The 11,375-nt window shown below is 69.9% G+C and carries 9 protein-coding genes and 1 pseudogene; 3 read left to right on the top strand and 7 right to left on the bottom strand.

Annotated elements, in window-relative coordinates; all coding sequences use genetic code 11:
- Window positions 1-547: 547 nt before the first annotated feature.
- From mltB to BGO22_RS12575, 4 genes are read right to left on the bottom strand one after another with little or no spacing between them, the layout of a single operon-like run.
- On the bottom strand, window positions 548-1,642 hold the full coding sequence (mltB, locus tag BGO22_RS12590; RefSeq protein WP_070398768.1) for a lytic murein transglycosylase B: 1,095 nt from the start codon (window positions 1,640-1,642) through the stop codon (window positions 548-550).
- A gap of 14 nt (window positions 1,643-1,656) precedes the next feature.
- Complete coding sequence (locus BGO22_RS12585) at window positions 1,657-3,714, bottom strand: transglutaminase TgpA family protein (protein WP_070398767.1); 2,058 nt, start codon at window positions 3,712-3,714, stop codon at window positions 1,657-1,659.
- Entirely contained in the window at window positions 3,708-4,778 is a 1,071-nt protein-coding gene (locus BGO22_RS12580; protein ID WP_083293127.1) for a DUF58 domain-containing protein, read from the bottom strand. Before BGO22_RS12580 ends, BGO22_RS12585 begins: the two co-directional genes overlap by 7 nt.
- Entirely contained in the window at window positions 4,778-5,698 is a 921-nt protein-coding gene (locus BGO22_RS12575) for an AAA family ATPase (RefSeq protein WP_070398766.1), read from the bottom strand. Before BGO22_RS12575 ends, BGO22_RS12580 begins: the two co-directional genes overlap by 1 nt.
- A gap of 42 nt (window positions 5,699-5,740) precedes the next feature.
- Here BGO22_RS12575 and BGO22_RS12570 point away from each other — a divergent pair, with 42 nt between their 5' ends.
- Together BGO22_RS12570 and BGO22_RS12565 are read left to right on the top strand one after the other, a co-directional pair.
- Window positions 5,741-6,694, top strand: a complete 954-nt coding sequence (locus BGO22_RS12570; RefSeq protein ID WP_070398765.1) for a histone deacetylase family protein — start codon at window positions 5,741-5,743, stop codon at window positions 6,692-6,694.
- A gap of 36 nt (window positions 6,695-6,730) precedes the next feature.
- Entirely contained in the window at window positions 6,731-8,044 is a 1,314-nt protein-coding gene (locus tag BGO22_RS12565) for a mechanosensitive ion channel family protein (protein ID WP_070398764.1), read from the top strand.
- Here the strand turns inward: BGO22_RS12565 and BGO22_RS12560 are convergent.
- From BGO22_RS12560 to BGO22_RS12550, 3 genes are all read right to left on the bottom strand, one after another.
- Window positions 8,031-9,326, bottom strand: coding sequence for a TRAP transporter large permease (locus BGO22_RS12560; protein ID WP_070398763.1), 1,296 nt, complete (start codon window positions 9,324-9,326; stop codon window positions 8,031-8,033). The two genes, BGO22_RS12565 and BGO22_RS12560, sit on opposite strands and share 14 nt — an antisense overlap.
- Complete coding sequence (locus BGO22_RS12555) at window positions 9,323-9,832, bottom strand: TRAP transporter small permease (protein WP_070398762.1); 510 nt, start codon at window positions 9,830-9,832, stop codon at window positions 9,323-9,325. The genes BGO22_RS12560 and BGO22_RS12555 overlap by 4 nt, the downstream gene beginning before the upstream one ends.
- 81 nt (window positions 9,833-9,913) lie before the next feature.
- Window positions 9,914-10,918, bottom strand: coding sequence for a TRAP transporter substrate-binding protein (locus BGO22_RS12550; protein ID WP_070398761.1), 1,005 nt, complete (start codon window positions 10,916-10,918; stop codon window positions 9,914-9,916).
- Between the two features lie 333 nt (window positions 10,919-11,251).
- On the opposite strand from BGO22_RS12550, the pseudogene BGO22_RS12545 reads away from it, so the two are divergent.
- Window positions 11,252-11,375 (top strand): annotated as a pseudogene (locus BGO22_RS12545) (electron transfer flavoprotein subunit beta/FixA family protein); the annotation flags it as partial.

Raw genomic sequence — 11,375 nt, 5'->3', positions numbered from 1 at the left:
GCAGCAAGTGGCTGCTGCCGCTGGCCTCGAAGTTGACGTCGATGCGGTCGTCGACCCGCAGTCGCGCGCAGCCGTGTTCGTCCAGCCGCAGTTCGGGCACACCCATGACGGCAGATCGACAAGCAGGTGGGCCAGCAACAGTCGCGTGGCTTCATGGGTTTTCTGGCTGGCCTTCTCTTGTGTCCGCTGGGTGCGCGCGGCAGCGGGGGCCATCAGCTTGGCCCATCGGTGCTGAATTTTCTCCAGCAAGGACCTCTGGCGCTTCAAGCGGGGGGCTTGAGGTGGAAGAAGCTGAAGGCCTGCCTTGGTGGGCTTCTCGCGGGAGGTGCGCTTGGGGCCGGGTGACGGGGCGACTGTGTGATGCCGGGGTTGGACTGCTTTGCTGCGGATCATGTGGGGGCCTCGAAGCCGGTCTTGCCCGATCCGTGCCCCGCTCTGTCGTGAGGGTTCCGTGGTCTGCGCCGGCCTCGGCCGCATGGCGGTGCTGGCGCCGACCAGCGGGGAACCGCCCCCATCGAATGGCCGATGGCTCGGCCGCCCCAGCCGCTCAGCGCTCGGGCAGCGCCGCCTTCACCGCCTCGCCCAGCTCGATCACCGCCAGCGCGTAGTAGCTGCTCCAGTTGTAGCGGGTCACCACGTAGAAGTTCTGCGTGCCGGCCACGTAGCTGGACGGCGCGCCCGCGTTCTGCAGCTCGACCAGCGCCAGCGGGCCAGGGTGCTGCAGCGCCGCGCCCTCGAGCACGGCGCCCTTGGCCTGGAAGGCCTCCACCGTGAAGCTGGGCAGGATGTCGGGCGCGAGCAGGGTCTCCAGGTCCAGCGTGGCCGGGTCGAAGCGCACCGGGTAGTGCGTGGGCATGCCGGGTGTCCAGCCGAAGGCCTTGAAGTAGTTCGCCACCGAGCCGATCACGTCGGCCGGGCTGTCGAACAGGTCGACCTTGCCGTTGCCGTCGAAGTCGATGGCGTAGCGCGCCCAGCTGCTCGGCATGAACTGCGGCAGGCCCATGGCGCCGGCGAAGCTGCCCAGCAGGCCTTGCGGGTCGCTGCCGTTGCGCTGGCACAGGCTCAGCAATTGCTCCAGCTCGTCGCGGAAGAAGGCGCTGCGCGCGGCGGCGCGTGGGTGGCTGGCGGGGAAGTCGAAGGCGAGCGTGGTGATCGCGTCGATGACCTTGTGGGTGCCGGTGTGGCGGCCGTAGAGCGTCTCCACGCCGATGACGCCGACGATGAGCGAGGCCGGTACGCCGAACTCGGCCTCGGCGCGCGCCAGGGCCTCGCGGTTGTCCTGCCAGAAGGCTTGCCCGGCGGCGATGCGCGTGGGCTCGATGAAGCGCGCGCGGTAGGCGGCCCAGTTCTTGGGCACGCCGCGCGGCGGCGGCGTGACGCCGCGGATGGCGGCCTCCAGCCGCTGCGCCTGGCCGATCTGCGCCAGCACCCAGGCCGGGTCGAGCTGGCGGCGCGCGGCCAGGTCTTCGGCGAAGGCCATGGCGGCCGGGTGGTCGCGGTAGAAGAAGGGCGCTCGCGCGGACGGGCGGCTCGTGGGGCGCTGCTTGGCGAGGGGGGTGGCCTGGGCCAGGGCGACCGGCAGCGGCAGGGTGGACAGCGAGAGGGTGGCCAGGGCGGCCAGGGCGATCGATCGGCGTTGCATTGCCCGCGATTGGATCACGCGCGGCGGCGGACCGGCCAGGCCAGCCGGCGGAATTCCCGCCTCAGCTGGGCGAGGGTGCTGCCGCTGTCGCGCCCGTAGCGTTGGGCTTCGAGGCGCAACAGCCAGTCGGCCAGACCTTGAACGGCCGGGCCATCGCCCAACTGCGCTTTCATGCGTTGAGCCAGTTCGCGCGGGGGCGTGCGCTCGTCCGAGGCCACGCCCAGGCGCTCCAGCCGCTGGCGCGCGCGCCGCAGCAGGCGCAGCCAGGGATCGTGCCGCTGGCGTTCCCACAGGGCCCAGAGCGCGCCCAGCAGGCTCACGCCGACCACCACGCCCAGCAGCACGGTGGCCAGGTCCTGCCAGCTCGGCGAGGCGAAACCCAGCGCGCGCAGCAGCTCGAGCTGGCTGCCCTGCGTGTAGTCCAGCACCCACTGGTTCCAGGCATTGTTGACGGCCTCCCAGGTGGCGCGCAGCTGCGCCGTGAGCGTGGGGTTGAGGTTGCCGAGCGCGCCGGCGAAGGCCCCCGCGAAACCGGCGGCGGGCGCCTGCAGGCGCTGCATGGAGCCGATGCGGCCAGGGAAGACCGCGCCCGTGGGGTCCACGCGCACCCAGCCCTGGCCCTGCAGCCAGACCTCCGTCCAGGCGTGGGCGTCGCGCTGGCGCACGGTCCAGTAGCCGTCGACGGTGTTGGTTTCCCCGCCCTGGTAGCCCGTGACCACGCGCGCCGGGATGTCCATGGCGCGCATGAGCACGGCGAAGCCGCTGGCGATGTGCTCGCAGAAGCCCGCCTTGCGGTCGAACCAGAACTCGTCGGCGGTGTGCCGGCCGTAAACGCCGGGCTCCAGCGTGTAGCGGTAGCCGCCGGTGCGCAGGCGTTCGAGCGCGGCGTTCACCAGCGCCGGCGCGGCGGCGGGGCCGGGGCCGTGCTGTCGGCGCATCTCCTGCGCCAGCTGCAGGGTGCGCGGGTTGAAGCCGGGCGGCAGTTGCAGGTAGTCCTGCAGGCCGATCTGTGCCTGCAGCGGGCCGTGGCCGAAGTCCAGGTGGCTTTGCGCCCGGTAACGCACCAGGCTGTTGATGGGGCGCTGGGCGGTCCATTGCAGCGCTTCGCTCATGCGCACGCGGTTGCCGCCGGGCAGTTCGGGCGCGGCGGTGGCGGCTTCCAGCACGAAGACCCAGGGGCGCCGGTTGGGCTCCAGCGTGACCTCGTAGCCCACGGGCTCGCCGCGCGGGCGCAGCTGGGCCGTGAGGCGCTGCTCGCGCGGGAAACCCGATTCGAGCGGGCGCCACTGCCGGCCGTCGAAGCTGCCGAACACCGGGCCGCGGAAGTACAGCAGGCCGGCCGGCGGTGGGCGCGGGTCGTCGAAGCGCACGCGCAGCGCGATGCTGTCGTCCAGCGCGAGCTGGGCGATCTCGCCCACACGCATCTCGTCCGACAGGCCGCTGCGCCCGCTCGGGTCGGTGTTCGGCGTGCCCCACAAGGGCGCCAGGCGCGGGAACAGCAGGAACAGCACCAGCATGATGGGCGCGCCCATCAGCGCCATGCCGGCGGCGTAGCGCGCGGCCTGCGACAGCGGCGGCTGGCCCACGGGCATGTGCGCGTTCACCAGGGCCGTGAGCAGGCCCAGCAGCGCGACCAGGATGCCGGCCGCCGTGAGCAGCGACTGCGAGTAGAAGAAGTGCGTGAGCAGGGTGAAGAAGGCGAGGAAGAACACCACGAAGGCGTCGCGACGCGCGCGCAGTTCCAGGGTCTTGAGCGCCAGCAGCACCACCACCAGCGTGACGCCGGCCTCCTGGCCAAGCAGCGTGCCATGGCTGGCGAAGGTGGTGCCCAGCGTGAGCAGCAACAGCCCCAGGCGCCAGGGCCAGCCGGGCAGGGGGGCGGCGCGCAGCGCCAGCCGGGCGCGCCAGGCCAGCACGCCGGCGGTGAGCGCCGTGGTCCACCAGGGAATGTGCGCGGCCTGCAGGGCCACCACCCAGGCGATGACCGCGAGCACGAACAGGGTGTCGCGCGTCTCGCGGGGCAGCGAGGGTGGCGCACCGGCGGCGCGGGACGGTCGAAGCGCGTTCAGCACAGCGCGAGCGCCTCCAGGCACTGGTTGCGGTGCACCGGGCCTTGGTCGGGGGCGATCTCGCGGCCCGGCAGGCGCAGGCCATAGTCGAGTTCGAGCCGGTCGGCCATCAGCACCCAGGCGGTCAGGCGCGACACGCGTCCTTCCAGCCCCGTGCCGCCGCACTGGTTCAGGTCCAGCCAGAGCCGCTGGCGCTGGCTGGACAGGGCGTCGCGGCTGACCAGCTCGTCGCGCCCGCTCGCGAAGGCCTGGGCGGCTTTCTTCCAGACCACGGCCTTCATCGGGTCGCCGCGCCGGTAGGCGCGCACGCCGTCGTATTCGCCCGTGGCCTGCACGCGCGCGCTGCCGGCACCGCCCGACAGCGGTTCGCCGGGCGGCAGTGGCGGTGGGTGCTCTTCCGGCGTGGGGTAGACCAGGGCCTGGGCGGCCGGGCGCCACACCGTCCACACGCGAAAGGTGCCGAGCGGGAACAGGGTCATGGCGCTGAGTGCCGGCAGCTTGTGCAGGCCGCGCGCGGGCGGTTGCCAGGCCAGCTGCAGCTCGGCGCTGCCTTGGGCGGGCACGTCGGCCCAGGCCAGGGCCGGCGCGCCGCCGTCCTCGGGGAGCACGCCGAGGCCGATGCCGTGGCGCGCGCGCCGCCGCTCGCTGGACAGACGCACCTCCAGCACCACCGCCTGGTGCGCGTGCACCGGCTCGGGCGGGTGCAGGTGCAGCGTGAGACCCCGCAGGTTGTTGTGGCACACGTGCATGCCCACCAGGGCGCTGCCGGCCAGCAGGAAGGTCAGCAGGTAGCCCAGGTTGAGCTGGTAGTTGATGCTGGCCACCAGCAGCAGGAGCAGGGTGAGGGCCAGCATCCAGCCGGCGCGCGTGGGCAGGATGTAGACGTTGCGCTGGGTGAGCGTGAGCGTGTCGCTGCGCCTGAGCCGGTTGTGGAACCAGGCCCGCGCGCGCGCCCTGAGGTTCAGCCCCGCGGGTATTGCACCCAGGGCGCCGCGGAACCGGCGTTGCCGGGCCGCTGGCGCCGCCCCCTGGGGGGAGGCGCCGAAGGCGCTTCTGGGGGGGCTCATTACGGCAGGGGGACGGCGTCCAGCATCGCGCGCACCTGCTCCAGCGGACCGCGCCCGGCGTCGCGCACGGGGATCAGCCGGTGCGCCGTGGTCTGCGGCAGGATGGCGGCGATGTCGTCGGGCGCCACGTAGTCGCGGCCTTGCAGGAAGGCCTGGGCCTTGGCCGCGCGCACCACGGCCAGCGCGGCGCGCGGCGACAGGCCCTGCAGGAACCAGCGGCCGCTGCGCGTGGCGTTGACCAGGTCCTGCAGGTAGTCGAGCACCGGTTCGGCGGTGTGCACCTCGGCCACGGCGCGCTGTAGGCGGGCGAGCTCGTCGGCGTCCAGGGCCGGTGGCATCGAATCGATCAGCTCGCGCCGGTCCTGGCCGCGCAGCAGCTCGCGCTCGGCGGCGCGGTCGGGGTAGCCCAGCGACAGGCGCATGTGGAAGCGGTCGAGCTGCGATTCGGGCAGGGCGTAGGTGCCCAGCTGGTCGTGCGGGTTCTGCGTGGCGATGACGAAGAAGGGCTGGGGCAGGGCGCGCGTCTCGCCCTCCACCGTCACCTGCTTCTCTTCCATGGCCTCCAGCAGCGCGCTTTGGGTCTTGGGGCTGGCGCGGTTGATCTCGTCGGCCAGCAGCACCTGGGCGAACACCGGGCCCGGGTGGAAGACGAAGGCCTCGCGCCCGCGCTCGTAGATGGAGACGCCGATCAGGTCGGTGGGCATGAGGTCGGCGGTGAACTGCACGCGCGCGAACTGCAGCCCAAAGCAGCGCGCCAGGGCATGGGCCAGGGTGGTCTTGCCCACGCCGGGCACGTCCTCGATCAGCAGGTGGCCGCCCGCGAGCAGGCAGGCCACGCAGTCGCTGACCTGCTGCGGTTTGCCCACGATCACCGTGTTAAGCTGGCTCAGCAGGCGCTGGATCTTGGAGTCTTGTTGCATCTGGGCTTGCATATTGGCCGCGATTCTCACCGCAGTTCAGAGATGGCCCACGCCACTGGTTATTTCACGCACCGGGCATGCTGGCAGCACGACATGGGCGCCGGCCACCCCGAATGCCCCGAACGGCTCGATGCGATCGAGGACCGGTTGCTGTTGACCGGCCTGGACGCCGCGCTCGAGCGCCGCGAGGCCACGCCCGCCGCCCTGGCCGACCTGGAGCTCGCGCACGACCGCCTGCACCTGGCCGCGCTGCGTGGCCTGGCCGACACCCTCAAGGAAGACATCGCCGCCGGCGGGCCACAGCGCGCGCAGGTCGACCCCGACACCTCGATGAACGTGCACAGCTGGGAGGCGATCCTCATGGCCGCGGGCGCGGCCATCGACGCCACCGACGCCGTGCTGGCCGGCGAGCTGCGCAACGCCTTCTGCGCGGTGCGACCGCCGGGCCACCACGCCACGCGCCGCCAGGCCATGGGCTTTTGCTTCGTCAACAACGTGGCGGTGGCCGCCAAGTACGCGCTGGAGCGCCACGGCCTGAAACGCGTGGCCATCATCGACTTCGACGTGCACCACGGCAATGGCACCGAGGACATCATCGAGGGCGATGAGCGCATCCTCATGTGCAGCTTCTACCAGCACCCGTTCTACCCGGCGTGGACGCACTCCACGGCGAAGAACATGGTCAACCTGCCCGTGCCGGCCTATACGCGCGGCATGGACATCCGCGAGCTGGTCGAGACCTGCTGGATCCCGCGCCTGGACGACCACCGCCCGCAGATGCTGTTCGTGAGCGCGGGTTTCGACGCGCACCGCGAGGACGACATGGGCCAGCTGGGCCTGGTCGAGCAGGACTACGCCTGGCTGAGCGAGCGCATCCAGGCGGTGGCCGATCGCCACGCCCAGGGCCGCGTCGTGAGTTGCCTGGAGGGCGGCTACGCGCTGGACGCGCTGGCGCGCAGCGTGGAAGCGCACCTGCGCGCGCTTGCGGGCGTCTGAGCTGATGCCGTTTTTTTCCTGTCACCTGTTTTGACGATGAATCCTTCCTCCGCTTCGCTGCGGCCGGTGGACGACCTGTCCGCCTGGCTCAACAGCTTTCTGCAGCCGGCGGCGCTGGCCGAACTGGCCGCGCTGGCGGCCGTGGCCCTGCTGGCCTGGTCCCTGGTGGCCGGCCTGCGCCGCGCCCTGTCCATGCAGAACGAACCCCAGTCGGTGCTGTTCGGCCGGCGCATCGTCGATGGCGCGCTGTTTCCCATCGTGCTGCTGGTGCTGGGCTTCGTGGCGCGCGGGCTGTTGATGAACTTCGTGCCGCTGGCGGTCTTTCACGTCGCCATCCCCGTGCTGGTGTCGCTGGCGGTGATCCGCCTGGGGGTGAAGGTGCTGCAGGCGGCCTTCGACGACAGCCCCTGGGTGAAGGTGCTGGAGCGCACCATCTCCTGGGCCGCCTGGCTGGGCATGGTGCTGTGGGTCAGCGGGCTGCTGCCGGTGATGCTGGCCGAGGCCGAGGACATCCGCTGGAAGGTGGGCGCCACCACGCTGAGCCTGCGCACCCTCATCGAAGGCATCGTCACCGCGTCGGCGGTGCTGATCATCACGCTGTGGATCTCGTCGGCCATCGAGGCCCGGCTGCTGCGCAACGTCGTGGGCCGGGACCGTTCGCTGCGCCAGGCGGTGAGCAACGCCACGCGGGCCCTGCTCCTGTTCGTGGGCCTCATCGTCGCGCTCTCGGCGGTGGGCATCGACCTGACCGCCCTCTCGGTGCTGGGCGGCGCCGTGGGCGTGGGCATCGGCCTGGGCCTGCAAAAGCTCGCGTCCAACTACGTCAGCGGCTTCGTGATCCTGGCCGAGCGCAGCATGCGCATCGGCGACAACGTGCGCGTGGACAACTTCGAGGGCCGCATCACCGACATCAACGCGCGCTACACGCTGATCCGCAACCTCAGCGGGCGCGAGTCCATCGTGCCCAACGAGATGCTCATCACCAACCGCGTGGAGAACCTGTCGCTGGCCGATCCCAATGTCTGGCAGTCGACCGTGGTGTCGGTGGGTTACGACAGCGACGTCGACCTGGTGTCGCGCCTGCTGCTGGAGGCCGCCACCGCGCAGGCCCGCGTGCTCAAGAACCCCGGGCCCTCGGTGGCCCTGTCCAACTTCGGCGCCGACGGCCTGGAGTTCACGCTCGGCTACTGGATCGGCGATCCCGAGAACGGGCAGCTCGCGCTGCGCTCGGCGATCAACATGGCCATCCTCTCCTCGCTGCGCGCCAACGGCATCGAGATCCCCTTCCCGCAGCGCGTGGTGCACGTGCTGCGCGAGGGAGACGGCGCGGTGGCCGCTAGCGGTTCATGAAACCGGGCAGCCAGAGCGAGATCACCGGGAAGGCGATGAGAATGCCCAGCCGCACCACATCGGCCGTCACGAAGGGCCACACGCCGCGGTAGATGGTGGTCAGCTTGACCCCAGGCAGCAGCGAGTTGATGACGAACAGGTTCAGGCCCACGGGCGGCGAGATCATGCCGATCTCCACGATGGTCACGATGAGGATGCCGAACCAGATGGGGTCAAAGCCCAAGCCGGTGACCACGGGGAAAAACACCGGGATCGTGAGCAGCACGATCGCCAGTTCCTCCATCACCATGCCCAGAGCCAGGTAGATCACCATCATCACCACCACCACCATGATCGGCTCGGGGCTGAACTGCAGCACGAAGTCGCGCAGATCGGCCGGCATGGACGTGAAGTTGATGAAATTGGTGAAGATCATCGCGGCGATCAGGATGGTGAACAGCATGGCCGTGGTGCGCGAGCTTTCGATCAGCACCTCCAGCAGCAGCCGCGGCGTGAGCGTGCGGCGCGCCAGCGCGAAGAAAAATGCGCCCGCCGCGCCCATGCCCGCGCCTTCGGTGGCGGTGAACACGCCGCCGTAGATGCCGCCGATCACCAGCGCGAACAGCAGCGCCACCCCCCAGATGCCGCGGATGGCGGCCAGGCGCTGGCGCCAGGTGAAGCGCTCGGCGGGCGGGCCGGCCTGGGGGTCGCGCCAGGTGACGAACACCACGGCCAGGCACAGGCAGGTGATGGCGACGATGCCGGGCAGGATGCCGGCGATGAACAGCTTGCCGATGTCGGTCTCGGTGATGATCCCGTAGATCACCAGGATGGTGGACGGCGGGATCAGGATGCCCAGCGTGCCGCCCGAGGCAATGGCGCCGGTGGCCAGGGTCTCCTTGTAGCCGTGCGCCTTCATCTCCGGAAAGGCCACGCGGGTCATGGTGGCCGCGGTGGCGATCGACGAGCCGCAGATGGAGCCAAAACCGCCCGAGGCAATGATGCTGGCCATGGCCAGGCCGCCCGGGCGGTGGCCCACGAAGGCATTGGCCGCGTTGAACAACTCGCGCGCCATGCCGGCGCGGGCGACGAAATTGCCCATCAGCACGAACAGCGGGATGACCGACAGCACATAGGCGAAACCGGTTTCGAAGATCACCTGGCTGGTGCTGGCCAGGGCCGGCTGCCAGCCCCGCAGCACACCCATGCCCACAAAGCCCGCGGTGGCCATGGACACGGCCAGCGGCACGCGCAGGAAGGCCATGGCGAAGACGCCCAGAAAACCCAGCAGCGCGGCGGTCATGCGGCGTCTCCCGGCTGGGCCGCGCCGTGGAAAGCGGGCTCGGGAGGACGGAAGAAGACGAAGACCAGGTGCACCAGAGCGGTCACGAACAGGAAGAGCGCCATCATCCAGGCCACCGGCGCCATGGGCAGCTGCAGGTGGACCGTGATGTCGCCGTAGTCGAGAAAGCGGTCGGCGCGCAGCAGCATCAGGCGCGCCATCCAGGCGAAGGCAATGGCGCAGAACAGGTGCACCACGCGCTGCTGGATGCGCCGCAGGCCACTGGGAATGAAGGCGTCCAGCGAGTCGAAGACCACGTGCTCGCCGCGCCAGGAGACCAAGGGCAGCGCGCCGAAGATCACGATCACCATCAGGATCTCGGTGACCTCGAGCCCGCCGGGCACCGAGTGGCTGAAGAACTTGCGGCCCGTCACGTCGACGAGCGTGAGCAGCATGATGGAGAACAAGGCCATCGCGGCCATGAGGCCGGTCGACCAGCGCAGCGCGCGATCCAGGACGGTGAGCATGTCGGGGGAGCGTTCAAAAGCAACGGCGGGCAGCCGGGTTGGCGACTGCCCGCCGTGCGGGGTGGGTGGCGGCTCGATGCCTTACTTGACCTTCTTGATCTCGGCGCGGAACTCGGCCAGCACGGCCTTGGGGTCCTTCAGGCCCTTGGCCGCGGCGGCGGCGGCCCATTTGTCCTCCAGCTCGGCCTGCTTGGCGGCGACGGCCTTGATGAAGGAGTCGTCGGCCTGGATGCGCGCCACGCCTTGGGCCTTCTGCAGCTCGCGGCTGGCGGCGTCGACCTTGTCCCAGCCTTCGCCGAAGATGCGCGTGGCGACCTCGCCCGAGATCTTGTCGACCACGGCCTTGTCCTGCGCGGACAGGGCGTTGTACTTGGCCGGGTTCATCATGAACACGAAGCTGGTGTTGTAGAGGCCACCAGGGAAGGTGGTGGCGTGCTTGATCATGTTCAGCTTGAACGAGGCGATCGACTCGTCGGGGAAGAAGGTGCCGTCCATGACGCCGGTGGACAGCAGCTCGAAGGAGTCGGGCGCGGGCTTGAGCGTGGTGTTGAAGCCCATGAGCTTGGACAGCTCGTTGATGTTGCCACCGCCGATGCGGAACTTGAGCTTGGTGGCGTCGTCCAGTGTCTTCACTGGCTGCTTGCTGTTGAAGATGATGCCGGGCCCGTGCGTGAACACGGCCAGCACCTTCACGCCGCGGTGCTCGCCCAGCGGCGCGAAGTGCTTGGCGTAGAGGTGCTGGTAGGCCACCGAGGTGGCCAGCGCGCTGTCGCCCAGGAAGGGGAACTCGGCCAGCTGCGTGAAGACGAAGCGCCCCGGCGTGTAGCCGTCCACCGTGTAGGAAATGTCGGCCAGGCCGTCGCGCACGGCGTCGAAGGTGCCGGGCGCCGCCGCCACGGACTTGGGCAGGATGTTGCACTTCATGCGACCCGCGCTTTCCTTCTCCAGCAGATCGCACCACGATTTCTGCGCCATGCTCAACGTGTGCGTGGGGGGGACCCACGATGAGGCGGTGAACACGGTCTGCGCCGAGGCCGCGCCGGCGCTCAGCAGGGCGGCGGTGGCCAGGAGGGGAATCAGCTTCATGCGGGGTGCTCCAACGACGGGGTGAAGGGGCGCGCCATCGTTACTCAACATAAGTAAAGGGCGCAAATTCACTATAGGTGAACGCATTGCGCGACGCCCTCCAGACTTACCCGAGTTCGCCGACCAAGCGGTCGGCGAAATGACGCCCCAACGACATCCCGCCGTGCGTCGCGGGCATCGTGGCACCCGCGTGGCGATCGATATAATTCGAAAAAAGCACGGTCGTTCGATTTTCTGGCCATCGCTTTGGTCGCTCCCAGCGCCCACCTACAATGCCCAATTGACGTGCACGTCAATTGCACCCCGAACCCCAAACCACAGGAGCAGCTCAGCATGAAGGTTCTCGTCCCCGTCAAGCGCGTGGTCGACTACAACGTCAAGGTCCGCGTGAAAAGCGATGGCAGCGGCGTCGACATTGCCAACGTGAAGATGTCGATGAACCCGTTCGACGAGATCG

This window comes from Hydrogenophaga sp. 70-12 (assembly GCF_001897365.1).
Taxonomy (GTDB): Bacteria; Pseudomonadota; Gammaproteobacteria; order Burkholderiales; family Burkholderiaceae_C; genus Hydrogenophaga; species Hydrogenophaga borbori.
The sequence above is the reverse complement of the archived record's forward strand: the minus strand, read 5'-3'. Positions and strand labels throughout refer to the sequence as shown.